The 26,445-nt window shown below is 25.8% G+C and carries 31 protein-coding genes, 1 tRNA gene and 1 pseudogene; 26 read left to right on the top strand and 7 right to left on the bottom strand.

Translation table 4 applies throughout. From position 1 onward, the window contains the following. Nucleotides 1-15 precede the first annotated feature (15 nt). On the bottom strand, nucleotides 16-1,938 hold the full coding sequence (gene thrS / locus AAHJ00_RS06730) for a threonine--tRNA ligase (protein WP_342223891.1): 1,923 nt from the start codon (nucleotides 1,936-1,938) through the stop codon (nucleotides 16-18). 70 nt (nucleotides 1,939-2,008) lie between these two features. Further along, on the bottom strand, nucleotides 2,009-3,445 hold the full coding sequence (gene pyk / locus AAHJ00_RS06735) for a pyruvate kinase (RefSeq protein ID WP_342223892.1): 1,437 nt from the start codon (nucleotides 3,443-3,445) through the stop codon (nucleotides 2,009-2,011). A gap of 262 nt (nucleotides 3,446-3,707) precedes the next feature. On the opposite strand from pyk, the gene AAHJ00_RS06740 reads away from it, so the two are divergent. Both AAHJ00_RS06740 and AAHJ00_RS06745 read left to right on the top strand, forming a co-directional pair. Further along, a complete protein-coding gene (locus AAHJ00_RS06740; protein WP_342223893.1) occupies nucleotides 3,708-4,130 on the top strand; it encodes a hypothetical protein in 423 nt (140 codons plus the stop codon). 89 nt (nucleotides 4,131-4,219) lie between these two features. Further along, nucleotides 4,220-5,170: an IS30 family transposase gene (locus AAHJ00_RS06745; protein ID WP_342223478.1), complete on the top strand. Its 951-nt coding sequence runs from the start codon at nucleotides 4,220-4,222 to the stop codon at nucleotides 5,168-5,170. Nucleotides 5,171-5,229: 59 nt separating this feature from the next. Here AAHJ00_RS06745 and AAHJ00_RS06750 read toward each other — a convergent pair. The 3 genes and pseudogenes from AAHJ00_RS06750 to AAHJ00_RS06760 all read right to left on the bottom strand — a co-directional run. Continuing rightward, nucleotides 5,230-5,493, bottom strand: a pseudogene (locus AAHJ00_RS06750) (transposase family protein); the annotation flags it as partial. 73 nt (nucleotides 5,494-5,566) lie between these two features. Next, nucleotides 5,567-5,965 carry a DxFTY motif-containing membrane protein gene (locus tag AAHJ00_RS06755; protein WP_342223894.1) on the bottom strand — a complete coding sequence of 133 codons (399 nt, stop codon included), beginning with the start codon at nucleotides 5,963-5,965 and terminating at the stop codon, nucleotides 5,567-5,569. Between the two features lie 90 nt (nucleotides 5,966-6,055). Further along, nucleotides 6,056-6,129: transfer RNA gene (locus tag AAHJ00_RS06760), tRNA-Gly, on the bottom strand. 382 nt (nucleotides 6,130-6,511) lie between these two features. Between AAHJ00_RS06760 and AAHJ00_RS06765 the strand changes: the two genes are divergently transcribed. From AAHJ00_RS06765 to AAHJ00_RS06820, 12 genes are all read left to right on the top strand, one after another. Continuing rightward, nucleotides 6,512-6,844, top strand: a complete 333-nt coding sequence (locus AAHJ00_RS06765) for a hypothetical protein (RefSeq protein WP_342223895.1) — start codon at nucleotides 6,512-6,514, stop codon at nucleotides 6,842-6,844. 202 nt (nucleotides 6,845-7,046) lie between these two features. Then, on the top strand, nucleotides 7,047-7,241 hold the full coding sequence (locus AAHJ00_RS06770) for a hypothetical protein (RefSeq protein ID WP_342223896.1): 195 nt from the start codon (nucleotides 7,047-7,049) through the stop codon (nucleotides 7,239-7,241). 30 nt (nucleotides 7,242-7,271) lie between these two features. Next, complete coding sequence (locus tag AAHJ00_RS06775; protein WP_342223897.1) at nucleotides 7,272-7,484, top strand: hypothetical protein; 213 nt, start codon at nucleotides 7,272-7,274, stop codon at nucleotides 7,482-7,484. A 164-nt stretch (nucleotides 7,485-7,648) separates the two neighbouring features. After that, a complete protein-coding gene (locus tag AAHJ00_RS06780) occupies nucleotides 7,649-7,879 on the top strand; it encodes a hypothetical protein (protein ID WP_342190099.1) in 231 nt (76 codons plus the stop codon). Nucleotides 7,880-7,894: 15 nt separating this feature from the next. Further along, entirely contained in the window at nucleotides 7,895-8,137 is a 243-nt protein-coding gene (locus AAHJ00_RS06785; RefSeq protein ID WP_342223898.1) for a hypothetical protein, read from the top strand. 31 nt (nucleotides 8,138-8,168) lie between these two features. After that, complete coding sequence (locus tag AAHJ00_RS06790; RefSeq protein WP_342223899.1) at nucleotides 8,169-9,158, top strand: hypothetical protein; 990 nt, start codon at nucleotides 8,169-8,171, stop codon at nucleotides 9,156-9,158. A gap of 13 nt (nucleotides 9,159-9,171) precedes the next feature. Then, nucleotides 9,172-9,498, top strand: a complete 327-nt coding sequence (locus tag AAHJ00_RS06795; protein WP_342223900.1) for a hypothetical protein — start codon at nucleotides 9,172-9,174, stop codon at nucleotides 9,496-9,498. Between the two features lie 9 nt (nucleotides 9,499-9,507). Next, nucleotides 9,508-9,753, top strand: coding sequence for a hypothetical protein (locus AAHJ00_RS06800; protein ID WP_338968823.1), 246 nt, complete (start codon nucleotides 9,508-9,510; stop codon nucleotides 9,751-9,753). A gap of 379 nt (nucleotides 9,754-10,132) precedes the next feature. Further along, nucleotides 10,133-12,007, top strand: coding sequence for a hypothetical protein (locus AAHJ00_RS06805; protein ID WP_342223901.1), 1,875 nt, complete (start codon nucleotides 10,133-10,135; stop codon nucleotides 12,005-12,007). Nucleotides 12,008-12,060: 53 nt separating this feature from the next. After that, nucleotides 12,061-12,477, top strand: a complete 417-nt coding sequence (locus AAHJ00_RS06810) for a hypothetical protein (protein ID WP_342223902.1) — start codon at nucleotides 12,061-12,063, stop codon at nucleotides 12,475-12,477. A gap of 75 nt (nucleotides 12,478-12,552) precedes the next feature. Next, the gene (locus tag AAHJ00_RS06815) at nucleotides 12,553-13,581 is read left to right on the top strand and encodes a DDE-type integrase/transposase/recombinase (protein WP_342223903.1); all 1,029 of its coding nucleotides are present in this window, start codon (nucleotides 12,553-12,555) and stop codon (nucleotides 13,579-13,581) included. A gap of 78 nt (nucleotides 13,582-13,659) precedes the next feature. Continuing rightward, nucleotides 13,660-14,483 (top strand): IS5 family transposase gene (locus AAHJ00_RS06820; protein WP_342223477.1). Its coding sequence is split into 2 segments (ribosomal slippage): nucleotides 13,660-14,056 and nucleotides 14,056-14,483, totalling 825 coding nucleotides; the frame shifts between segments, so codons are not numbered across the junction. A gap of 330 nt (nucleotides 14,484-14,813) precedes the next feature. On the opposite strand, the gene AAHJ00_RS06825 is transcribed toward AAHJ00_RS06820, so the two are convergent. After that, complete coding sequence (locus AAHJ00_RS06825) at nucleotides 14,814-15,266, bottom strand: hypothetical protein (RefSeq protein ID WP_342223904.1); 453 nt, start codon at nucleotides 15,264-15,266, stop codon at nucleotides 14,814-14,816. A 221-nt stretch (nucleotides 15,267-15,487) separates the two neighbouring features. Here AAHJ00_RS06825 and AAHJ00_RS06830 point away from each other — a divergent pair, with 221 nt between their 5' ends. The 7 genes from AAHJ00_RS06830 to AAHJ00_RS06855 all read left to right on the top strand — a co-directional run bounded on the left by AAHJ00_RS06830 (nucleotide 15,488) and on the right by AAHJ00_RS06855 (nucleotide 21,056). Beyond that, nucleotides 15,488-16,438 carry an IS30 family transposase gene (locus AAHJ00_RS06830; protein ID WP_342223478.1) on the top strand — a complete coding sequence of 317 codons (951 nt, stop codon included), beginning with the start codon at nucleotides 15,488-15,490 and terminating at the stop codon, nucleotides 16,436-16,438. Between the two features lie 331 nt (nucleotides 16,439-16,769). Next, entirely contained in the window at nucleotides 16,770-18,539 is a 1,770-nt protein-coding gene (locus tag AAHJ00_RS06835; protein WP_342223905.1) for a hypothetical protein, read from the top strand. Then, nucleotides 18,503-18,688, top strand: a complete 186-nt coding sequence (locus tag AAHJ00_RS06840) for a hypothetical protein (RefSeq protein ID WP_342223906.1) — start codon at nucleotides 18,503-18,505, stop codon at nucleotides 18,686-18,688. The genes AAHJ00_RS06835 and AAHJ00_RS06840 overlap by 37 nt, the downstream gene beginning before the upstream one ends. A 56-nt stretch (nucleotides 18,689-18,744) precedes the next feature. Next, complete coding sequence (locus AAHJ00_RS06845; RefSeq protein ID WP_342223907.1) at nucleotides 18,745-19,209, top strand: hypothetical protein; 465 nt, start codon at nucleotides 18,745-18,747, stop codon at nucleotides 19,207-19,209. Between the two features lie 168 nt (nucleotides 19,210-19,377). Beyond that, nucleotides 19,378-19,830, top strand: coding sequence for a transposase family protein (locus AAHJ00_RS06850; protein WP_342223479.1), 453 nt, complete (start codon nucleotides 19,378-19,380; stop codon nucleotides 19,828-19,830). Further along, on the top strand, nucleotides 19,815-20,030 hold the full coding sequence (locus tag AAHJ00_RS08005) for a hypothetical protein (protein ID WP_425288896.1): 216 nt from the start codon (nucleotides 19,815-19,817) through the stop codon (nucleotides 20,028-20,030). The genes AAHJ00_RS06850 and AAHJ00_RS08005 overlap by 16 nt, the downstream gene beginning before the upstream one ends. 75 nt (nucleotides 20,031-20,105) lie before the next feature. Next, entirely contained in the window at nucleotides 20,106-21,056 is a 951-nt protein-coding gene (locus tag AAHJ00_RS06855; protein WP_342223813.1) for an IS30 family transposase, read from the top strand. A gap of 141 nt (nucleotides 21,057-21,197) precedes the next feature. Here the strand turns inward: AAHJ00_RS06855 and AAHJ00_RS06860 are convergent, their stop codons facing one another. Then, nucleotides 21,198-21,551, bottom strand: a complete 354-nt coding sequence (locus tag AAHJ00_RS06860; RefSeq protein ID WP_342223908.1) for a hypothetical protein — start codon at nucleotides 21,549-21,551, stop codon at nucleotides 21,198-21,200. A gap of 378 nt (nucleotides 21,552-21,929) precedes the next feature. Here AAHJ00_RS06860 and rsmA point away from each other — a divergent pair, with 378 nt between their 5' ends. The 5 genes from rsmA (at nucleotide 21,930) to AAHJ00_RS06885 (ending at nucleotide 26,439) form a co-directional block, all read left to right on the top strand. Then, nucleotides 21,930-22,799: a 16S rRNA (adenine(1518)-N(6)/adenine(1519)-N(6))-dimethyltransferase RsmA gene (rsmA, locus tag AAHJ00_RS06865; protein ID WP_342223909.1), complete on the top strand. Its 870-nt coding sequence runs from the start codon at nucleotides 21,930-21,932 to the stop codon at nucleotides 22,797-22,799. Then, on the top strand, nucleotides 22,789-23,790 hold the full coding sequence (locus tag AAHJ00_RS06870; protein ID WP_342223910.1) for a ribose-phosphate pyrophosphokinase: 1,002 nt from the start codon (nucleotides 22,789-22,791) through the stop codon (nucleotides 23,788-23,790). The genes rsmA and AAHJ00_RS06870 overlap by 11 nt, the downstream gene beginning before the upstream one ends. A gap of 183 nt (nucleotides 23,791-23,973) precedes the next feature. Further along, nucleotides 23,974-24,531: an aminoacyl-tRNA hydrolase gene (gene pth, locus AAHJ00_RS06875; RefSeq protein WP_342223911.1), complete on the top strand. Its 558-nt coding sequence runs from the start codon at nucleotides 23,974-23,976 to the stop codon at nucleotides 24,529-24,531. A gap of 51 nt (nucleotides 24,532-24,582) precedes the next feature. Next, nucleotides 24,583-25,869 carry an adenylosuccinate synthase gene (locus tag AAHJ00_RS06880; protein WP_342223912.1) on the top strand — a complete coding sequence of 429 codons (1,287 nt, stop codon included), beginning with the start codon at nucleotides 24,583-24,585 and terminating at the stop codon, nucleotides 25,867-25,869. Nucleotides 25,870-25,890: 21 nt separating this feature from the next. Continuing rightward, nucleotides 25,891-26,439, top strand: coding sequence for a DJ-1 family glyoxalase III (locus AAHJ00_RS06885; protein WP_342223913.1), 549 nt, complete (start codon nucleotides 25,891-25,893; stop codon nucleotides 26,437-26,439). Nucleotides 26,440-26,445 lie beyond the last annotated feature (6 nt).

The following is a 26,445-nucleotide window of genomic DNA, read 5'->3' on the forward strand; positions in this document are numbered from 1 at the left end:
CCAAACATTCATTAACTATTTTTTGTTCACTATTAGTTCGTTACATAAATTAATAAACTCATCCATCGTAACTGTTACTTGTTCTTCTTTACCATATTGACGATAAGTAATCTTTTTAGTATCAATTTCCTTTTGACCAATAACAATTTGGAAAGGTATTTTTTTAGTTTGAGCAATACGAATTTTATAACCTAACCGCTCACTACTAGCATCAACAAATGACCGTAAATTATGAGTTTTAAATAGTTTTTCTAATTCATAACAATATGCTTGATACTCTTCTTTAATAGGAATTAAAGCAATTTGTTTAGGACTTAATCATAATGGTAAAACTCCACCCGTTTGTTCTAATAAGACAGCAATAAAGCGTTCATAAGTCCCAATTAAACCACGATGAATAATAATAGGGCGAACTTTTTGTCCATTCTCATCTTGATAAGATAAATCAAATTTTTCTGGTAGTAAAAAGTCCAACTGAATCGTTGACACCGTAATATCGTGCCCTAACACTGTTTTAATTTGAATATCTAATTTCGGACCATAAAATGCTGCTTCACCAAGCATTACAATATATTTAATTTTTAATTCATTCAATGCTTCTTTTAAAACTTTTTCAGCTTTAATTCACATTTCATCATTATCATAATAACTTTTTTTATCTTGAAAATCTCTTAATGAGAATGAATAGTAATCAACTTCAATATTTAATGCTAATAATATTTCAGTAATTAATTTAAATGTTGTTTGAAATTCAGTTTTTATTTGATCAAAACGACAGAAAATATGAGCATCAGTCAACTCCATTGCTCGAACTCGTTCTAAACCAGTTAAAGCGCCACTAGCTTCATAACGATATAATAACTCGTGTTCAGCAAATCGTAATGGCAAATCACGATAAGAGCGTAATTTATAACAATAAATTAAACAATGATGTGGACACGACATCGGACGAAGCACAAGTTGTTCATTATTTAATGACATAACCGGAAACATATTTTGATGATAATGATCTCAATGACCACTAGTGCGATATAATTCTATTGCTCCCATTACTGGTGTTGCTACTTCTAAATAATCATAAAAGAACTCTTGCGAGCGCAAATACTCTTGTAATTGTTTTTTAAGAACCATTCCATTAGGCAATCAAATTGGTAATCCTTGACCCGCCAATGAATCAAACATAAAAATTTCTAAATCTTTACCAATTTTTCGATGGTCTCGTTCTTTTCTTAAAGCAATTAATTCTAACAATGTTGCTAATTTCTGTTGTGAAAAATGACAAACACCATAAATTCTTTGAATTTGCTTATTGTTAGCATCATTATTTCAATAAACTCCAGCAACTGATAAAAGCATAAAATTTTCAACAATTTTAGTATTATTTAAAGCAATAAAATTATTAATGAAGGAACTGTTATCAACAGTATATATACTAACAATATTTTTAAGTGTTAAAAGTTGCTCTAAAAAATAAGGATTATTTTCATATAATCGTTGCAAATCGTGCGGTGATTTTAACTCATATTTAATTTCTAAGTCTTTTTTAAGAAATTCTTGCATTTGCTTAGTAATAATCTCTAAATCTTGTTCTTTAATGTGTTTTTGAAAATTAAAATCAACAAAAAAACCTTCATCACCAACATTAATATTAGCAATTAGTAAGTCTTTTCAATTAGTTTGTAATGTTTTTGCTAAAACAATAGCCGCTGAATAATTAAGTACTTTTAATGCATCATCTAAATCTTTTGTAATTATTTCTAACACAATATCATTTTCTAAAACATAAGTTTTAATATCTTTTCATTCATTATTAACTTTAACAGCAATAATATTCTCTTGCCAATTAGCATCAATACTTGTTAAAACATCACTAAGCATTATTCCTACTGGATACGATTTATCTTCATTATTAATTTTTACAGTAACAATTTGTTCCATTGCCGACATATCCTTTCTAGCGAAAAAGACGTTCATTAGCAAATGAACGTCTTTAACACTGTTAATGTAATTATTTTATTTGTAATTTTCTCATTTCATTACCATTAACAATTAAAACTTGTTCATTAGTTTTAGCACCATATTTTCTAGCAATATTATTTAATAAACTATCATCATTAATTACTTTATTAATATCCATAACTAATTCTGGATAAACACCATACCAAATCCCAAAACTATTTCTAATTCTTTCATCAGTAACTAATGGAATTAATGTACTGCGAACACGAGCATTAGATAAAGTTTTAGTTAATAATTGATGATCACTATCATCTAAAACAATTACTTGATGAATTCGTTTTTGCTTTTGAATTTTTTCACCAAGAACTTCTTTACCAACTTGATAAACAAAATCTTTAAAAGGTGAAGTTGATCATTTAACAAATCTTTCTAAATAACCTTCATATCAAAAATGAATTTCTGCTTTTCTAACTACTCTCGTCATTGCTTCAATTGATTTTTCAGGATATTCACCATTAGCTGTTTCGCCAGATAACATTGTTGTATCAACACCTAAATCAACAGCTCAATAAATATCTGATACTTCAGCTCTTGTTGGCAAAGGGTTAGATAACATTGATTCTAACATTTGTGTAGCAACAATTACTGGTACCATTGCTTTATTACATTTACGAATAACATGTTTTTGAATTAAAGGTACCTCAGCATAAGGCACATCAACACCTAAATCACCGCGAGCAATCATAATACCATCACTATTAGCAATAATTTCATCAATATTATCAACAGCATATCGTGATTCAATTTTGGCAATAATTTTAATATCAGCACCACCATTTTCATCTAACAATTGACGCATCTCTTGTAAATCTTTAGCATCATGAACAAAAGAAGCAGCTACATAATCTACTTTTTGCTCACATCCAAAAATAAGATCGGCACGATCTTTATCAGAAATAAAAGGTAATGACAGTTTAATTCCTGAAACAATAATCGCACGATGATTTTTGACAAGATGAGTATTAACAGCACGACAAACAATTGACTTATCATTGTCTTTATTATTAATTCCTAAAACAATTAACTGTAACTTACCATCATCTACTAATAATCTTTGTTCAACTTGAATATCATTAACAAGATTTTCATAATTAATTGAAAATTCTGTTTCCGTACCTTCAATTTCTTTATTCGTATAAATAACAACTTTACTATCTTTACTTATTAACGCTTCTCCTCCTTTAAAAGAATGAGTTCTAATTTCTGGACCTTTAGTGTCTAATATTACTGATAGTGGCCTTTGTACTTGTTGAATAATAGATTTAGCAATTTCAATGCGCTTACCATGTTCTTCAAAATCACCGTGAGAGAAGTTTAAACGATATACATTTGCTCCCTTTTGTGTTAAACGAAGCATCAATTCTCTAGTTTCACTAGTCGGACCAATTGTAGTAATGGTTTTTACTCTTTTATTTATAAAAAGCATTTATTTTAATCCTCGTTTCTATTTTTGTAAATAACAGTTTAATTTTAACATAAAAACATATTTTAAATTAATTTGTTAATTGTAAAGAAAATAAATTCAATAATAATTTCTTTCATTAGACTTGGTACATAACTATAACATTTTGCACCTACCAAACTATAAAATTCACTTTCATCTTTATATTTATCTAATATTTGTGCTTCATCTAGAAAATAATATTATCAAAATAGTAGATAAAATTGAGGGTTATGTACCAAGTCTAATGTTTATTAGTTTGGTACCGTTAGGGGCGTTCTTTGATACAAAACAACCACCAAAACCTAATATGGAACAATTTTTTATGAAACGAGAAAAACGAGCTACAATTCCCAATAAATGTGGTGAAAGTTGTGAATTAGAGTTTTCCAAGATTGGTAAAAGTGCTTGAGTAATTAGTGGTTATGGTCGGGGTTCATATCATTTAGAAATTGATGCTACTGATTTAAAGCTTTCTAGTGATTTTGATATTCAAATAGGTAATGGCGATTTTGTTCAAAGACCAGCCCTTCAATTATTTGTTGTCAAAGATAGTGCTGCTTATAATCAAATTAATAACTTTTATCGTTCTAATGGTTCTTATAAGTCCAAGCCTTTTAGAGAATTTTATTTTATTGATAATTTAATTTTTGCTGAATTATACTTGTAAGTGCAAGTAAATAAAATTGCAAAAAATCTCATATAAAAATTTCATGATGCTAAGTTTATTTTAGAAAAAACAAAGCAAGGAGTTTTTATATGGGTTACAAACATCTTGGCATATATGAAAGAATTTATATTGAGAATCAATTGAAGTTTAAAGTAAAAATTAGTGAAATAGCTAAAAATCTTAATCGAAGTATTAGTACTATTATTCGAGAAGTCAATAGAAATAAAGATAGTAATCATTATTTTTCATTAATTGCACAAAATAAAGCAGAAAACAGAAAACAATCACATGTTTATTTTCATAAGTTTAAAAATAGAGAATTAGTAAAATATGTACAACAAAAATTACTATTAGGTTGATCGCCTGAACAAATTTATGGCAGAATTAAAAATTTTCATAAAGAATGAATTATTAGTTTTAAAACAATTTACAATTGAATTTATTCTGGATTACTTGAAAAAGTTACTAATAAAAATTTAAGAAGAAAAGGTAAGAAACGAAAATCTCAAGAAAATCGCGGTAAATTTAATGGTAAATCAATTAAAGAACGAAATATTAATGTTAATAATCGTATAACTGTTGGTCATTGAGAAGGTGATACTGTAGTATCATCACGAGGTAAAAGTAAATCATGTTTAATAACTTTAGTTGAAAGAACATCAAGATTTACTTTAGCAATGTTAGTTGAAAATAGAACTACTAAAGTTGTTAACGAAAACATTAGCCATTATTTATCAATTCTTCCAAATAATCTTGTTAAGACTATAACATTTGATAGGGGTAAAGAATTTTCTAATTGACAACAACTTGAAAAAAATTTAAATGTGAAAATTTATTTTGCTAATGCGTATTCGCCTTGACAAAGAGGTACTAATGAAAATACTAATGGTTTAATTAGAGAAAAATTTCCTAAAAAATTTAATTTTTCAAATACTACTAAAAATGCAGTTCATAAATTTATATTGTCTTTAAACCAAAGACCAAGAAAAATACTAAATTATCTTTCACCAATCGAATATTTGGTTAGAAAAATAATTTAGTTGCACTTAACTTTACAATTTGGCATTAAATTTAATTTTAAATAAATATTTTATGTTATCTATAATTGCAAATTATAAATTGAAGCAATTAAATTAAATCTTAAACTAAATCGTTTTCTACGATTACGATATTTTTCAGTAATAATTTTAAATTTTTTAAGAATAGCAAAAATATTTTCAATAATAATTCTCATTTTTGAAATTAATTTATTATTATGTTTTTGTTCTTTATTTAAAGGGTTTTTCTTTGTTTTTTTCTTAGGTATTAGAACATTACTATGAATTTTTTGTATTCCTTGATAACCATTATCAACTATTAATTTAGTATTTTTTATTTACAAATAATTTGTAATTATTTTAATAAGTAATGCAAGAAGTCTATTATTTATTTAGTTATTAATCTTTATAAAAATAATTTGTAATTGTCATCACAATAATTGTCATTACTAAAGTTCCTAAAATAGCTAACGAGATTGCAATAATAAAGCGTCAAAAAACTGATAATAATCATAAACTAGTTAAATATAAAACAACAAATTCTAGCATTACAATAATACTATAAATAAACTGCTCTTGTTGATGATAACCACATAAAAAGCAAACTAATGTTGTAATAAAAGCATATAGTAGCATTCCCACCCCAATTAAAAACATATATCCAAAAGCAATACTATCTTTAAAATTTAATTTTAATAAATTTAATTGTGGATCTAAAAGTAATCAAATAATCAACCCAGGAATTAGTGCTTGTCACAAAACAAAAAAAATACTTCTTAACTTATTATCACTTCGCATCTTTTCACTACTTAACATCACTATTCCCTCACTCTCATAAATTATACAACAAAAAACTAGACTTCTAAAAGTCTAGTTTTATTTATCTAATGGAGCGAGTGATGGGAATCGAACCCACACAATCAGCTTGGAAGGCTGAAGTTCTACCATTAAACTACACTCGCATAATGTAAGTTCATTACAAAATATATCACATTTAAAAATAAGAAGCAATAAGTTTTACTAAAAAATCTGTAGAAACCATATACATATGACAAGATTTTGGTTTCTACAAACTTGCTGTTAATTAATAAATAAATACGAGCTCATTTATTTATTACAAGAAATATAAGGTTAAATTAATATTTATTATTTTTAGTTATGCCTTGTATTTTTTTGTGCCTTGTTGTTGATAAACTAAGTTTTTTAGTAAACGAAGTTTACTAACAAGTTATGTTAATTTAGTTTAAAGAAAGAGTTTAAAGAGAAATATATTGAACTAAGTTAAAAAACTAAGTTAAATATAACTAAGTTAATATAACTAAATATTGTAAGGATGGTATGTATATGAGAAATATTGAAAATATTTTTTTAAATACTGAAAAATATCTTTTGAAAGAAACGCAAAATGCAGTACTTATTAAAGCACCAGCAATTCCCTGATTGTATGAATCTACTGGTATTTGGTTTCCAAAACGATTTGTTTATAAAGAAAAATATGAAAATTCAATTTGCATCGGAATAATAAAAGATGGTGAGTATCAGTTGGTTTTAGTTAATAATAAGAAAGGTCAAGAATCTAGTTTGATTTTAGGTCATGAGTTGTTAGGTTTTTTTGTTGCGGAGAAAGAGATTGCTAAAAAGGATGTAAGTTTTAATTATTTTAAAAATTCATTTTAAAGGTGTTTTAAGGCATTTTAAGAATAGAGGTAAAGAAAAAAAATATAGTTTAAAAAAATTTAGGTTGGTTTTTAAGGTGTTTAAACGGTGCGGAAAGCGTATGCTCCGCCCGTTAATTATCAATGTTAGTTTGAGTTATTTAACTAAGTTATTGCATTTTTTGATTTAATGTAGTAAAAAAATTAATTTTGGAGTTTAAAAAATGAAAATGTGAGTTAATGTGGATGAGCCCGGTAAAGATTATTGTCAAGAGTTTATATATTTTATTAATAAAAAAACCGGATTAGAACAAAAAATTTGAGCGTCTAAATCTGCAGTTGAATCTGTTAGAACTGATTTAGTTGGTGATAATTGACTTTGTGTTGATTTTGTTGAACATAATTATTTAAAAAAATAAATTAATTAGAAAATTAAGGAGAAAAGAAAGATGAGTATATTTGGACTAGTGTTTTTTACGATTTTAACATTATTACTAGCATATTATATTGCAGTTAATATTTATCGGTTTTTTAAAGATAAAAAGAAATATGGTAGTGAAGCAAAACAGCTATCAAAAGATTTTACTTATGCACAACGAATATTTATTGCAAAATTTAAGCGAAATTTGTTAGAACAAGATGAAAAAGAAATTAAAAAGTAGGTTTAGAAAATGTTTAAAAAAATAATTATTGAGTTAATTGAATTAATTTATCCAACTGCCGATTTACCGCCCCAAGTTGTATTTTTGTTTTCAATTTTGATAATTGTAATGCTTTTCTCAGCCATTATTTTTCTACTCTTTTGACCTTTTAAACGGTAATTATTATGTTTTTAGTTGCTTGAAAAGATTTAGATTGAGAAATGACAAAATTGTATTTTTGGGATTTATTTATTCAAATTAAAGTTATTCCGTCGTGAGTTTCCGGTAAAGAAATTGATTTAACCAAAGAACTACTTTGACTTTTAATAGCAAACATTGCTTTTTGAATGGTATTAGTATTCATTATTTTATTTATGGTTATTTTATTTTATAAGGTTAAATCATATTTTGTTTAGAAAGGGGGTGATTATATGTTTGGAACTTTCTTAGTAGAAGCGACCACGCCTGTGGCTGTCACTGGTGAACAAGCGGTTACTAACTTATGAAAAGCGTTAATTGGAGCGTTTGGTCACATTTGAACCGATATTATTGGTGGTAATATGCCTAATGTTGTTAATTTTTTTGCTACATATTGAGTTTTCTTGCTTGGAGTAATTATTGGTTTATTTTTAATTGCTTTCAAAATGTTTGAAAAATTAATGCCCGGCAGATAGTAATAAAAATAAATAAAGTGTGATTTAAATGATGCTATTGTTTAAGAAAATAAATTTAAGATTATATGATTTTGTCGCTTTAAATCGCACTTTATTTATTATTGCGTGATTCTATGGTGCGATTTTGTATTATTATAATCCTCAAAGTTGACGAATGTTATTTGATATTATTTATTTATTAATTGCTTTGTATGTTTTATATACTAAAATTTCTCATTTTTTTGCTCGCCGTAGTTTTATTAATTTCTTATTAAATTCACCCTTAAATTTAGTAATTGGTGCCTTAGGAACTGGAAAAACCGCTTTAATGGTTTTAGCTTCTTACTTATTAAGTGGTTGAAAAACGATTTCTACTTTTCCGATTACGGATAAACAAATGCTTTCATTAGGGCATATGTCTTTATTAGATTATAATTATCCGATATTAGAAGAAAAGCATTTGCTGTTATGAGATGAAACTAACTTATTTTTAGAAGGAACTGACTATAAAGAAAATGATAGGGTAACCCAAGGGTTACAAGAATATTTCGCTTCGGCTCGCCAATTTACCCATATCGTATTAGCAAGCGGACAACGAGCCGAACATATATGAGTTAAAGTTCGTGATATTGCGAATTCAATAATTGTTGGCATTAGAAAAAAACCGGTTAGTATCTTTCGTCCTTATTTACAAGTTATTTATGGCACTTTTAAATCGGTGAGCGAATACGAACAATGACGATTAACTTTAATTAATGCTAAAAATGATAAAAAAGGTCGCAAAATCAAGTATCGTAGCATTCCGGAATTAGACATTTATTTCTTTAAATTGAAAATTCCGATGTCAATCTTAAATCTTTACGATAATAAATATTTATCATTCTTGCGTGAATTAAGTAAGCGTGCTTTGAATGATAAATATCAACATAAATTTTGAAATGATAATGTAATGGATATTGAAGCATTAGAATATTTAAAAATGGAAAAATTCAGCAAGATACTTACTAAGTTAAAAAATAATCTGAAAAAGAAAAACAAGTAAAGGGGTTTAAAAAATGGAAAACTTAGAAAAAATGGCCAGCTTGATTGGCGATATGTTTTATAAAGTTTTTGATTTAATTTGAACTTTAACCATTCCTGGAACAGATATTCGCATTATTATTTTTCCGCTAATTATGCTTGTGATAAATCTTGTAATTGGTGGCATTTTAGGTATTCATATTGAACGACCAAAAGTTGGTTTTCGTAAAAAATATCGAAAATCAGTTGCTAATTGAGGAACTAAGAAAAATTCATCTAGTGGTCCAATTAAGAAATTTAGTGGTAATAGTCCTAAAAATAGACCGTGATTTGACCAACATGGACGGCGAATAAAAAGGTAGGTATTTAAAATGTTTAAATTAATAATATTATTTATTCTTGTTGCTGTTTTTTCTATTTTTGCTTTAAACGACTTTTTAGGTTTATGAGCCTATGTGCGTGAGGGTTTAGAATATTTTAATAAAGTTCTATCAAGTAATATTAAAATTTTAGATTTGTTTAAACCAATGATTAGATTATTTTCTCAACATCCGATTTTCCAAATTTTAGGAACGATTTGCATTTTATCAACAATATATTTAATTTTAAGGAGTTAAAAAATGAAAAAGTTAAAGAAAATATTAGGTATTAAATGATTTAAAAGCGTTTTAAGTTTTATACATTTTTTTATCATACTTCATAGTGTTATTACTATAATTTGAGTATTTTTAACAAGAATTAGAACTAACACAGATGAGTTTTTTAAAGGTTTTATATTGTTTGATTTTCAAAATGTATTTTTTAAAGTGTATTTTTGATTATTAATTGTTTATTTGTTAATAACTGGTATTAAGTTAATTATTAGGGATTATTACTTTAATAAAGTTTTTAGAAAGCATAAAATGCAAGTTGTCAATTGTGAATGTCCACAACATCAACAGTATAAATTTTCTGATGCTTTTAAAGCGATAAAAAAGAGTTTTAAGGCGTGATGAAATGCATAAGATTATTTCTTGATTTATTATAATGTTTATTATTTTGGTACCGTTAGGGGTGTTCTTTGATACAAAACAACCACCTAAACCTAATATGGAACAATCCTTTATGAAACGACAAAAACGAGCCACCAATCCTAGCCAATGTGGTGAAAGTTGCGAATTAGAGTTTGCCAGCATTAAAAATACATTTTTTAATGTAGAGAGTTTTGGCTCTGCTGGAAGAATAACTTTTTATGATGAAAGTGTTCGTTTTCCAGATGATATGTCTGAAAAAAGCTTTTTAATCGAAAATCAAAGTATTAATAATCCTATAAAGGATTTTTTTAAACAAGAAGGTGTTTATAAACCAAAACCATCTGAAGATATATTGACTACTTATGGCTGAGAAATTCCTAAACTTGAAAGTATTAAAGTGTCATTTGTTTATTTAGATAGATATCAATTAAATAAACCACAATATTTTATAAGTTCATTTTCAGCTAAAGTGCCACTACAACCAGAGAAAGATAACGAGCAACCGTTACCTACGGAAATAAATAAAAATAATGGTGAGTATGATTATACTCAGTTTCAAGATAAACTAGATTATTTGATGATACAACGCCGAGATTTTGATAAATTTAATTATAGTTACTTATATTGAGTTCCTATTTTTAATTTCTTTGACGATAATTTTAAATATATGAATGAAGTGTCAATAAAATTAAATGGTTTTAAACAAAATAGTAAATTTAATTTAAGTCGCAAAAATTTATATCCGTCTGGTTTCATTGAAGAAGTTATTTTTAGGGAACTTTCCTTTTCTAGTTTTGGCGATGTTATCACTATAAAAACTGAGCACGGTAGTATTGTGGGTTATAATGAGATTTTAGAAAATGGTAAATCGCTTTGAAAATCTGGCTCGCGAACAAGTTTTGGAGGAGATTTTATTAATACCTTTTTTGGACAAGTTAATTATTATGGTAATACTTTCCATTTTTTACGCTATGATGATAAATTAAAAACTGATTTTAAAGATTTTATGCTTTGTTACCGAAAACATTTACCTGTTGATTTTATTAATGGGTTATTTGATAAAATTTATAAAGTTTTAGGTGGTTTTTTCGTCCAGTTCTTTTATGCCAGTTTTGATATGGATACTTCTACTTATGTAGAATTAGATTACAAAGGAATGCAAGAAATTCCTAAAAATGTTTTACAAATGGGCTTTTTCTATCGTTCCTTAATTACTTTTTATCCCAAACAGTATTTAATTAACTTTGGTTCAACAATCGAAAATAGTAAGAATATGATTTTTCGTTCGTATTTTTTTGTGAAAGATAAACAAATTACTAATGATTTTAAAACTGGTAAAAGTTCTTATCAAATAAATTTTAATGTGTTAAAAGCATATGATAACCAATTATGAAACGCCACTAGTAATAAACTGCATTTTTATAACGCTAAAGTCGATGTCATGTATGGGATTAATATTTTTACACTGACTTTCCCGCTATATAAAAAGAAAAATGAAAGCAATGAATATCATTATTCTTTATATGATTTTAATATTTTGAATTCAACAGCTTTTATTGGCGGCGGAATAAGTGGTAATATGGATGATTTAATTCCGACGCCCAACTGTTCTTATTGAGGTTTATTTAGTGCCATATCTTGTGGTATTCAGCACGCTTCTGTTAGTGTGTTGAATTGATTACTTGGTCTTTCGGGAATTAATCTTTTAATTCGCCCCCTTGCCGATATTGCTAAAACGACGATTAATTTTACCAAAACCGCCTTTCCAGTATTTGAAGTTATTCCGGCATTTCAGATGTTATTTGAATTTGTAGTACCGTTAGCAATTTTACTAATGATATTAAAAAAGTTCTCTTAAATATTGCCAATATTTTTTATAATATAATTCCTTTGAAAGGAGGATTTTTCTTTATGCGAAAATTTTTATCAGCTTTAAATTTAGTATGTGTACTGTTTATTTTTGGGTGTAGAAGTAATGTTTATGAAAAAAAATTACAATTTTCTAGTTTAAATAATACATTTTTTAATGTAGAGAGTTTTGGCTCTGCCGGAAGAATAACTTTTTATGATGAAAGTGTTCGTTTTCCAGGTGATATGTCTGAAAAAAGCTTTTTAATCGAAAATCAAAGTATTAATAATCCTATAAAGGATTTTTTTAAACAAGAAGGTGTTTATAAACCAAAACCATCTGAAGATATATTGACTACTTATGGCTGAGAAATTCCTAAACTTGAAAGTATTAAAGTGTCATTTGTTTATTTAGATAGATATCAATTAAATAAACCACAATATTTTATAAGTTCATTTTTAGCAAAAATACCTAATTAATTAGCAATTTTAATAAATATGTTTGAAAATCGTATTTTTTGCAATGCGATTTTCTTAATTTAAGGAGTTTAAAAAATGAAATATATTATTTCCCAAGGTGATTTAGCTGATTTAAAAGCAAAAATCCAAAGTTGACTAAGTGCTAATTGCCGTAATTCTTATTACTATAAAACTAAAAAACGCATTACTGCCTATTTAAATTTATGTACTTATTTCTATATTGAAGAAACTACTTTAACAAAACTTATTAAAAAATATTTTAAGAATGCAACGAAAACCTTTTATCGTTGGGCGGAAAAAATTATGACCGCTTATTATTCTGATAATTTAGATTTGTTATTGTTTAAAACTACAAAACCACAAAATCTTAATTATCAATATAGTTTAAATTCTCGTGAAAAGGTATGTGATTTATATTTTGATTATAAAAATCTTCAAGCAGGTGGAATGTGGTCTTTATTTAACAATTTAAAAATTGGTTTCCACGATGCTAAAAATTCAGAAGTTCCGAAAAATATTAAAACTTTTTATCGTTGAATTAAATCCGACCCTCGTTGAAAAGAATTAAAACAGCAAATCAAACAAACAAAACGCCATTTTAAGCGTTATGAAGTTTCTGAGATTGGTCTTTTACAAATGGATGCCAAAATTATTACCACATCAAATTTTCCGGTTGATAAAAAATATTATATTTATGATTTCATTGACGAAATAACACGAATAGTATTTGGTTATGTTTATGATAGTTTAGGAACTAACAATGCCCTTAATGCCGTGCAAAGAGCAATGAAAGATTTCGGCGAACTTGGCATAACCATTAAACGCCTTCGTACTGACAATGCTCCGGAATTTACTACTACTAATTGAAGTAATAAAAAAGCATACAAAGTAAAAGAAAGGCCTTTTACAACCTTTCTTTCAAGAAATGGGGTTATCCATGAAACCACTCCAATTCGTTCACCACAAAGTAACGGTAAAATTGAGCGGTTCCATCAACATTATACTAAATTATTTTATGCTAAGGATAAAAAATTAAATCAAAATGAACTTCAACATTATTTAAATAAATATTATTACTTTTATAATTTTGAACGCAGTCATTAGACTTCTTGCATTACTTATTTATTAAACAAAATTCCTATAAAATATATTTAAAATAGAAATTATAAGGAATTTAAGATTATGAAATTTGATAAATTTAATTTTATTAATGATAAAGAATTATTACGATTAACTGGAATAAAGCAAAGTACTTTTAATAAAATGTTAAATATTTTAAAAGAAGCTGAGTTAAAAAAGTTTAAAAGAGGTGGTAAAAATAATAAATTATCATTAGAAAATAGATTATTGATGACTTTATCATATTGACGAGAATATCGTACTTATTTTCATCTTGGTAAAAGTTTTGATATTAGTGAAGCTAGTTGTTATCGAAATATCAAGTGAATTGAAGATATTTTAATCAAACATCCTGATTTTCAACAACTTGCTGGTAAAAAAGCATTAATAAATGATTATTTTAATGATAAAACAATTATTATTGATGCTACAGAAACACCCATTCAACGCCCAAAAAAAGACAAAAACAATCTTATTCAGGAAAAAAGAAAAAACACACTATTAAAACACAAGTAATTATTGAAAAAGAAAGCAAAATAATTATTGCAACAAATTTTTCTCTCGGTAAAAAGCATGATTTTTGTTTATTTAAAGAATCAAAAATCCCAATTTTAAAAAATACTAAATTAATAGTTGATAATGGTTATCAAGGAATACAAAAAATTCATAGTAATGTTCTAATACCTAAGAAAAAAACAAAGAAAAACCCTTTAAATAAAGAACAAAAACATAATAATAAATTAATTTCAAAAATGAGAATTATTATTGAAAATATTTTTGCTATTCTTAAAAAATTTAAAATTATTACTGAAAAATATCGTAATCGTAGAAAACGATTTAGTTTAAGATTTAATTTAATTGCTTCAATTTATAATTTGCAATTATAGATAACATAAAATATTTATTTAAAATTAAATTTAAATAATAAAATAATTTTTTGTTGTGTCAAAATTTACACATTTAATAAAATCCATAAGTATTAACCTAATAAAAGTTAGAAATTACTATATAGTATTTTTTATTTACAAATAATTTGTAATTATTTTAATAAGTAATGCAAGAAGTCTATTCATCTTTAAACACCAAAACTCCTTTTCAAACATTACAAAAAATTTTAACAAAGTAATTTTTTTATTTCGCTTGCAAATAATTAAAATTGTTTGCTCCTGTTGCAATTAAAATAATTGTTCCTAAAAATGATATTTCTACACAAAATACTATTGAAAATTATTAGAATATTTTAAAAGGGTTAATCTGTCTTTTTCATTTCTAGCTTCAACTAATTTAGAAGATAATAAATCAAATTCTGAATCATTTTGAGTTTGTTTCATTTTTTCGCGAATCTCTTTTAATTCTTGTTCTAAAAAAGAAATTCTATTATTTAATTCTTGTTTTCCTCAAATTTTATTGTGAATTTTGATTCCTGTATCAATAGTTTGTGCAGTATTGGCCAAAATCCCTGTTACGCTTTCTACTATTTCAAGACCATGTCTTAATTTACTAGTTCTGCTTCGTTTGGGTTCTCTTTTATTTCTAATTAAATTTTCTGAATTATTTTTTTGTTGATAATTAATTTCCCTTTTCGCTGGAGCTGGAGCGTTTCCAACAAGTCCTGCCATACCGCTTCCAGCGATAGTAATTGTCCCTAAAAATCCTAGTAATTTTTTCATATTAATTAACTTCCTTTTCGTGAATTTTTACTAATTAATAAAATTTACCGAGCAATCAACATCCTTTCTCCAAAAAATTAATCTGGAATCTCTTTACCTTGGAATTTCATTATAGCTGAATTATACTTGTAAGTGCAAGTAAATAAAATTGCAAAAAATCTCATATAAAAATTTCATGATGCTAAGTTTATTTTAGAAAAAACAAAGCAAGGAGTTTTTATATGGGTTACAAACATCTTGGCATATATGAAAGAATTTATATTGAGAATCAATTGAAGTTTAAAGTAAAAATTAGTGAAATAGCTAAAAATCTTAATCGAAGTATTAGTACTATTATTCGAGAAGTCAATAGAAATAAAGATAGTAATCATTATTTTTCATTAATTGCACAAAATAAAGCAGAAAACAGAAAACAATCACATGTTTATTTTCATAAGTTTAAAAATAGAGAATTAGTAAAATATGTACAACAAAAATTACTATTAGGTTGATCGCCTGAACAAATTTATGGCAGAATTAAAAATTTTCATAAAGAATGAATTATTAGTTTTAAAACAATTTACAATTGAATTTATTCTGGATTACTTGAAAAAGTTACTAATAAAAATTTAAGAAGAAAAGGTAAGAAACGAAAATCTCAAGAAAATCGCGGTAAATTTAATGGTAAATCAATTAAAGAACGAAATATTAATGTTAATAATCGTATAACTGTTGGTCATTGAGAAGGTGATACTGTAGTATCATCACGAGGTAAAAGTAAATCATGTTTAATAACTTTAGTTGAAAGAACATCAAGATTTACTTTAGCAATGTTAGTTGAAAATAGAACTACTAAAGTTGTTAACGAAAACATTAGCCATTATTTATCAATTCTTCCAAATAATCTTGTTAAGACTATAACATTTGATAGGGGTAAAGAATTTTCTAATTGACAACAACTTGAAAAAAATTTAAATGTGAAAATTTATTTTGCTAATGCGTATTCGCCTTGACAAAGAGGTACTAATGAAAATACTAATGGTTTAATTAGAGAAAAATTTCCTAAAAAATTTAATTTTTCAAATACTACTAAAAATGCAGTTCATAAATTTATATTGTCTTTAAACCAAAGACCAAGAAAAATACTAAATTATCTTTCACCAATCGAATATTTGGTTAGAAAAATAATTTAGTTGCACTTAACTTTACAATTTGGCATTATATTTCATAGTGTTGTTATTATAATTTGAATATTTTTAACGGTCCTTCAAATTAAAGGGGATAAATTTTTTAAAGATTTTATACCATTAAATTTTCAAAGTGTATTTTTTAATGTTTATATTTGATTATTAATTATTTATTTCTTAATAACTGGTATTAAGTTAATTATTAGGGGTTATTACTTTAATAAAGTTTTTAGAAAGCATCAAATGCAAGTTGCTAATTGTGAATGTCCACAACATCAACATTATAAATTTTCTGATGCTTTTGAAGCGATAAAAAAGAGTTTTAAGGCGTGATGAAATGCATAAGATTATTTCTTGATTTATTATAATGTTTATTGGTTTGGTGCCATTAGGGGCTTTCTTTGATACAAAACAACCACCAAAACCCAATATGGAACAATCCTCCTTTATGAAACGAGAAAAACGAACTGTAAACTCTAATACTTGTGATAATGTTTGTGAAGTACAATTTTCTAAAATTGGTAAAAGTGCTTGAATTAGTAGTAATTTTTTGTATAGACCTCAATATTTAGAAATTGATGCCAATGATTTAAATATTCCTAATTATCTCAATGAACAAGTATCACATAATGGTAAATTTACAATAAGAAATACCGAACAAAATAGTGTCATTGGATTTGCTTTTTATTTATTAGTTGATGTACGAAGTAATGTTTATAACCAACTTGGTGATTTTTACCGTAATAATGGTACTCGTAAATCTGCATTTTCTAAGGATTTTTATGTAATAGATACTTTGGTTGATGTTAAAATTTCTATTCATAAATTAGAAGACGGATTTTATTTAACTTCATTCTCAGCGGAAATGCCCCCTTTACCAGAAAAAGATAACGAACAACCATTGCCTACGGAAATAACTAAAAATGATGGTGAATATCAATATAATCAGTTTCAAGATAAACTTGATTATTTAATGATACAACGCCGAGATTTTGATAAATTTAATTATAGTTATTTATATTGAGTTCCAATTTTTAATTTCTTTGATGAGAATTTTAAATATATGAGTGAAATATCAATTAAATTAAATGGTTTTAAACAAAATAGTAAATTTAGTTTAAGTCGCAAAAATTCATATCCATCCGGTTTTATTGAAAAAGTTATTTTTAGGGAACTTTCCTTTTCTAGTTTTGGTGATGTTATTACTGTAAAAACTGAGCATGGTAGCATTGTGGGTGCTAATGAGTTTTTAGAAAATGGTAAATCACTTTGAAAATCTGGCTCGCGAACAAGTTTTGGAAGAGATTTTATTAATACCTTTTTTGGACAAGTTAATTATTATGGTAATACCTTCCATTTTTTACGCTATGATGATAAATTAAAAACTGATTTTAAAGATTTTATGCTTTATTACCAAAAAGATTTAACTGTTGATTTTATTAATGGTTTATTTAATAAAATTTATAAAGTTTTAGGTGAGTTTTTTGTACAATTCTTTTATGCGAGCTTTGATACAGATGCCTCTACTTATGTAGAATTAGATTACAAAGGGATGCAACAAATCCCTAAAAATGTTTTACAAATGGGTTTTTTCTATCGTTCCTTAATTACTTTTTATCCCAAACAGTATTTAATTAACTTTGGTTCAACAATCGAAAATAGTAAAAATATGATTTTTCGTTCTTATTTCTTTGTTAAAGATAAACAAATTGTCAATGGTTTTAACACTGGCAAAAGTTCTTATCAAGTAGATTTTAATGTGTTAAAAGCATATGATAACCAATTATGAAACACTACTAGTAATAAATTGTATTTTTACAATGCCAAAGTTGATGTGATGTATGGAATTAATATTTTTACGCTAACTTTTCCACTATATAAAAAGAAAAACGAAAGTACTGAATATCATTATTCTTTATACGATTTTAACATTTTGAATTCAACAGCTTTTATTGGTGGGGGAATAAGTGGTAATATGGATGACTTAATTCCTACGCCCAACTGTTCTTATTGAGGTTTATTTAGTGCCGTATCTTGTGGCATTCAGCACGCTTCTGTTAGTGTGTTAAATTGATTACTTGGTGTCTTTCTGGGATTAATCTTTTAATTCGCCCGCTTGCGGATATTGCCAAAACAACGATTAATTTTACGAAAACTGCTTTCCCGGTGTTTGAAGTTATTCCGGCATTTCAGATGTTATTTGAATTTGTAGTGCCCTTAGCAATTTTGCTAATGATATTAAAAAAGTTTTCTTAAATGTTTCCAATATTTTTATATAAAATATAATTCCTTTGAAAGGAGGATTTTTATTTATGTGAAAATTTTTATCAGCTTTAAATTTAGTATGTATAATGTTTGTCTCGGGATGTAGTAAAAATAGTAATGATTTAAAAACATATAAATTACAATTTTCTAAAATTGGTAAAAGTGCTTGAATTAGTAGTAATTTTTTGTATAGACCTCAATATTTAGAAATTGATGCCAATGATTTAAATATTCCTAATTATCTCAATGAACAAGTATCACATAATGGTAAATTTACAATAAGAAATACCGAACAAAATAGTGTCATTGGATTTGCTTTTTATTTATTAGTTGATGTACGAAGTAATGTTTATAACCAACTTTGTGATTTTTACCTTAATAATAGTGCTCGTAAATCTGCATTTTCTAAGGATTTTTATGTAATAGATACTTTGGTTGATGTTAAAATTTCTATTCATAAATTAGAAGACGGATTTTATTTAACTTCATTCTCAGCGGAAATGCCTCATTAATTTAGTAATTTAATAACCATTCTTGAAAATCGTATTTTTTTAATACGGTTTTCTTAATCTTAAGGAGTTTAAAAAAATGAAATATATTAGACTTCTTGCATTACTTATTTATTAAACAAAATTCCTATAAAATATATTTAAAATAGAAATTATAAGGAATTTAAGATTATGAAATTTGATAAATTTAATTTTATTAATGATAAAGAATTATTACGATTAACTGGAATAAAGCAAAGTACTTTTAATAAAATGTTAAATATTTTAAAAGAAGCTGAGTTAAAAAAGTTTAAAAGAGGTGGTAAAAATAATAAATTATCATTAGAAAATAGATTATTGATGACTTTATCATATTGACGAGAATATCGTACTTATTTTCATCTTGGTAAAAGTTTTGATATTAGTGAAGCTAGTTGTTATCGAAATATCAAGTGAATTGAAGATATTTTAATCAAACATCCTGATTTTCAACAACTTGCTGGTAAAAAAGCATTAATAAATGATTATTTTAATGATAAAACAATTATTATTGATGCTACAGAAACACCCATTCAACGCCCAAAAAAAGACAAAAACAATCTTATTCAGGAAAAAAGAAAAAACACACTATTAAAACACAAGTAATTATTGAAAAAGAAAGCAAAATAATTATTGCAACAAATTTTTCTCTCGGTAAAAAGCATGATTTTTGTTTATTTAAAGAATCAAAAATCCCAATTTTAAAAAATACTAAATTAATAGTTGATAATGGTTATCAAGGAATACAAAAAATTCATAGTAATGTTCTAATACGCTGAATTATACTTGTAAGTGCAAGTAAATAAAATTGCAAAAAATCTCATATAAAAATTTCATGATGCTAAGTTTATTTTAGAAAAAACAAAGCAAGGAGTTTTTATATGGGTTACAAACATCTTGACATATATGAAAGAATTTATATTGAGAATCAATTGAAGTTTAAAGTAAAAATTAGTGAAATAGCTAAAAATCTTAATCGAAGTATTAGTACTATTATTCGAGAAGTCAATAGAAATAAAGATAGTAATCATTATTTTTCATTAATTGCACAAAATAAAGCAGAAAACAGAAAACAATCACATGTTTATTTTCATAAGTTTAAAAATAGAGAATTAGTAAAATATGTACAACAAAAATTACTATTAGGTTGATCGCCTGAACAAATTTATGGCAGAATTAAAAATTTTCATAAAGAATGAATTATTAGTTTTAAAACAATTTACAATTGAATTTATTCTGGATTACTTGAAAAAGTTACTAATAAAAATTTAAGAAGAAAAGGTAAGAAACGAAAATCTCAAGAAAATCGCGGTAAATTTAATGGTAAATCAATTAAAGAACGAAATATTAATGTTAATAATCGTATAACTGTTGGTCATTGAGAAGGTGATACTGTAGTATCATCACGAGGTAAAAGTAAATCATGTTTAATAACTTTAGTTGAAAGAACATCAAGATTTACTTTAGCAATGTTAGTTGAAAATAGAACTACTAAAGTTGTTAACGAAAACATTAGCCATTATTTATCAATTCTTCCAAATAATCTTGTTAAGACTATAACATTTGATAGGGGTAAAGAATTTTCTAATTGACAACAACTTGAAAAAAATTTAAATGTGAAAATTTATTTTGCTAATGCGTATTCGCCTTGACAAAGAGGTACTAATGAAAATACTAATGGTTTAATTAGAGAAAAATTTCCTAAAAAATTTAATTTTTCAAATACTACTAAAAATGCAGTTCATAAATTTATATTGTCTTTAAACCAAAGACCAAGAAAAATACTAAATTATCTTTCACCAATCGAATATTTGGTTAGAAAAATAATTTAGTTGCACTTAACTTTACAATTTGGCTTAAAATTAAATTTAAATAATAAAATAATTTTTTGTTGTGTCAAAATTTACACATTTAATAAAATCCATAAGTATTAACCTAATAAAAGTTAGAAATTACTATATAGTATTTTTTATTTACAAATAATTTGTAATTATTTTAATAAGTAATGCAAGAAGTCTATTTAATATTTTTAATATTTCTGGTTTTATTGCTAAATGTAATTCATATTCTTTAACTTGTTGAGGATTTGTTGCCTTAATTTTTGCAATTTTAATTGAAGTAATATAGCGAACATCTTTATTTTTAAAGTATGTTAATATTTCATTTTCTTTTATGATTTGAGTATCCTTATTATTTTTATTAGGTTGCAAATTTGGTTTATTTATAGTTAAACTGTTTTTTTTATTTTCACAAGAAATTAAACTTACTATTCCAGTTGTTATTATTAAAATAGTTTCTCCTAAAATTGTCAAAAAAAATTTTTTCATATTTTATTATCTTTTATTTTATTTTTTACTTGGTATTGTAACAATGGCAATGCCTCTTTTTGCAACTATCTAACCTTTATTATATTTTAATTAATTAAAAATTGCATTTTTAACACTTATGTATATTATCTTCTTGGTCAACTTGTTTTTAAAATCTATATTAGCAATAATACCATACCACGGAGTTGTGAGAAGATACAAGTCTTTTTTATAAAATAATGGTCAAGGCAGATTTAATGGATGGCGATTTTAATATTTTTCTTAATTGTTCAAAGTATCTATAGGATAGTACATTTTTAATAAAAATTTAATCTTAAAATATTTCATTAATTATGTGTTATAATTATATAATATGAAAAAATATTATAGGATTTGAAAATGAAACCACAAGCAATACTTTTAAAATATAATTTACATCCGATTAAAAAATGAGGACAGAATTTTTTAAATAATGAACAAATAGTTAATCAAATTACAAATAGTTTTGGATGTGAGAATACTGATGGTATTTTAGAAATTGGACCCGGATTAGGAATAATGACGGCGAGTCTTTTAAAAAAGGCTCAAAAAGTAGTTAGCATTGAAATTGATAAAAAATTAATTCCGATTTTAAATGAACATTTTAAAAATGAAACAAATTTTAAACTTATTAATGATGATTTTTTAAATGTTAATTTATCATTACTAATTAAAGAACATTTTGTTAATATTAAACGAATTCATATTGTTGCTAATTTACCATATTATTTAACATCACCAATTTTATTTAAATTATTAGATAATGTTCAGTATTTTACGAGTTTTACATTAATGATGCAAAAGGAAGTAGCCCAAAGAATTACTAGTTTACCAAATAATAAAGCATATAGTAATTTAAGTGTAATTTGTCAGTATTATAGTAAAGTTAGTATTCTTTTAAAAATAAGTCGTCATAATTTTTTTCCTGAACCTAATGTTGATAGTTGAATTGTTCATTTTGCTTTACAAAAAAATTATCAAGTTGATAATGAAAGAGAATTTAATGATTTTGTTCGCAAATTATTTGCTATGAAAAGAAAAACTTTACTTAATAATTTAAATTTGATTACTAATAATAAACAAATTTCTGAATCATTAATTTTAAAATTAAATTTACCTTTAACTATTAGAAGCGAACAGTTAACAATTGAACAGTTTATCAATCTATACCATTTCGTTAAAGATAATGGTAATATAATATTAATAAGGAGGTCATTTAATGACAAATAATAGTTATGAGCATGTTGCTTTTTTTGGATTGAATGCCAGTAAAAAATTAGCACAAGAAATTTGTAATATTCTTAAAGTTCCTTTACAAGAAGCAAAAGTAAATAATTTTGCGGATGGTGAAATTTCTGTTGAATCTTTAATGTCAGTTCGTGGTAAAGATGTTTATGTAATTCAATCAACATCATTTCCAGTTAATGAAAATTTAATGCAATTATTAATTTTTATTGATGCTTTAAAACGAGCATCAGCTAATAAAATTAATGTTGTAATTCCATATTTTGGTTATGCACGACAAGATCGGAAAGCAAAAGGTCGTCAACCAATTACTGCCAAATTAGTAGCTAATATGTTAACTGGTGCTGGTGCTGATCGGATTATGCTAGTAGACATTCATTCATCACAAATTCAAGGTTTTTTTGATATTCCTGTTGATGATTTACGGTCAAGTCATGATTTTGCGGAATATTTTTTAGAAAAAAAACTTAATAATGTTGTTATTGTATCACCAGATCATGGTGGTGTTACCCGAGCGCGACATTTAACAACTTATTTACCTGGCGAATTAGCAGTTGTTGTTAAAAAACGCCCTGAACCTAATGTTAGTGAAGTTGAATTTGTGCTTGGTAATATTAAAGATAAAAATTGTATTATTATTGATGATATGATTGATACTGGTGGTACCATTGTTAATGCAGCGAGAGCATTAAAAGATGTTGGCGCCAAAACTGTTTATATTGCTGCAACTCATCCAATATTTAGTGGTAAAGCTGTTGAACGGTTAAAAAATGCTGTTGCTAGTGGTATTGTGAATGAAGTTGTTGTTACTAATTCAATTGAATTATTAGAAGCAAAAAAATTTACTGGTTTAAAAATAATTTCTATTGCTGGTTTTTTAGCGAAGATGATTAACGCTTCTATTAATTGTGAATCATTGTCAGAAATATATATCACTCGTTCAAAAAAATATCAAATTTACAGGAGTAATAGTTAATTAACTCGCATTCTAGCGAGTTTTGTTTATTTAATAGATTTCTTGCATAACCTAGTTAATTGTTATCAAAATTATTTTAGATTTTAGAAAAATGTTTATTTTAAAGTGGTTAAATTTAAAATTTTTATTATTTTAATAGGTTATGCAAGAAATCTAATGAATTTTTTGAGAAAGGTTAAAAAAATGAAATTAATTGTAGGTCTAGGAAACCCTAATAAAGAATATGTCCATACGCGACATAATATTGGTTTTCAAATTATTGATGCTTTAGTTAAAAAATGAAATATTAAGTTAGATAATAAAAAAATGGATGGTCAATATGGTAAAACGATTAAAAATAATGAAAGTATTATTTTATTAAAGCCATTAACATATATGAATTTATCAGGATATAGTGTTTCATCAATAACTAATTATTTTAAAATTGCAATATCCGACATCATTGTTATTTATGATGATGTTGATTTAGAACTTGGGGTTATAAAATTACGGCATGCGGGTAGTAGTGGTGGTCATAACGGTGTTAATAGCATTATTAATAGTTTAAATAGTAATAAAATTAAACGGATTAAAATTGGTATTGGTAAAGATAATGCTTATGATACTAGTTCTTGGGTTTTAGGTAAATTTACTAATAAAGAAAAACCAATCATTGATGACACAGTTAATAAAGTTTTAAATATTATTGATGATTTTGTTGTTGATTTTAATTTTGAAAGAGTTATGAATATTTATAATTAAGTTTTGTAGTAAAATACAAGTAATAATAAAATAATTAAAGGAAGTAATGAAATGAAAAATACATTAGCAATTATTGGTAGTCAATGAGGTGATGAAGGAAAAGGCAAAATAAGTGATTATTTTGCGCAAAATAGTACCGTTATTGTTCGCTGAGCTGGTGGTGATAATGCTGGTCATACAATAGTTTTTAATAATGAAAAATATAAGTTAAATTTAGTTCCTTCAGGGATATTTAATGAGCAAGCAATTAATATTATTGCTAATGGTTGTGTTATTAATTTAGAAAAGTTAATTATGGAAATTAAAAGTTTACAAGATAAAGGTTTTTCGTGTCATAATTTAAAAATTTCGAATCGTGCCCATGTCATTATGCCATATCATTTAAAAATTGATGAATATCAAGAAGTAAAACGAAAAAATATTATTGGGACAACTAAAAGAGGCATTGGTCCGACATATGAAGATAAAATCGCAAGAATAGGAATTAGAATTTGTGATTTAGAAAATTCACTAACATTAAAAGCAAAATTAGAAAATGTCATTGCGATTAAAGAAGATATTTTAAAACAAATATATCAAGATAATTTACATATTATAGTAGATAATTTATTAAAACAATGTCAAGAGTGATATGCGGTAATTAAACAATATGTTTGTGATACTTCGTTATTATTAAATAATTTAATTAAAGCAAATCAAAAAGTATTATTTGAAGGTGCCCAAGGTGTGATGTTAGATATTGACCATGGAACATATCCCTTTGTTACTAGTTCTAATCCATCAGCATCATCAATTGCCGTTGGGGCAGGAATTGCTCCGTGAATGGTTAATAATATATTAGCAATTAGTAAACCATATAATACTCGTGTTGGTAATGGTGTATTAATTACGGAAATGAATGCTGAAATGGCCCATATAATTAGAGAAGCTGGTAAAGAGTATGGCACAGTATCATTGCGACCACGCCGGATTGGTTGATTAGATATTGTTGTTTTACAACATGCAAGTCGTGTTAATGGATTTACATCATTAGCAATTATGCTTTTAGATGTTTTAAGCAATATTAAATTATTAAAATTATGTGTTGCTTATGTTTATAAGGGTGAAAAAATTAATTATATTCCAGCTGATATTGAAGAGTATGAAAAATGTAAACCAGTTTATATGGAATTAGCTGGTTGAGAAGCAGATATTACAAAAGTAAAATCGTGAGCAGAATTACCTGAAAATGCTAAAATTTATTTACAAACAATTAGTAAATTAGTTGATTTACCATTGGCATTATTTTCTGTTGGCCCAGATCGTGAACAAACAATTTTATTAACCGAAATATTTTAAGGAAAAAGAGGTTTTAATTTAATGGCAACAGTAGCAATTTTTTTAGCAACTGGTTATGAAGAAATTGAAGCAATAACTGTTATTGATATTTTACGAAGAGCAAAAATTAATATTGATATTATTAGTAGTGAAAATAAAGATTTTATTGTGGGCGCTAATAATATTACTATTAAAAGTGATTATTATTTTAGTCAAATACCTAATGATTATGCGATGCTAATTTTACCTGGTGGAGCGAAGGGTGTTAATAATTTACAAAAAAATGAACATTTAATGAACTTATTAAAAACATTTAATAAACAAAATAAATTTATTGCTGCGATTTGTGCTGCCCCGCAAATTTTAGGATTGTTAGGTATTGCTAATAATAAGAATATTAGTGTTTATCCTGGGTGTTTCAATGGTTTAGAAACTGCTAAAATTATTAGCAATGAAGCTGTTGTTATTGATGGTCATATTATTACGGCATCATCACCTGGTGTTGCAATTAAGTTTGCTTTACAACTAGTCGCAATATTAACTAATGATAATATTAAAGAAATGATTACAAAGCAGTTAGTAATTTTATAAATCTAT

Source organism: Spiroplasma endosymbiont of Asaphidion curtum, assembly GCF_964031085.1.
Taxonomy (GTDB): domain Bacteria; phylum Bacillota_I; class Bacilli_A; order Mycoplasmatales; family Nriv7; genus Nriv7.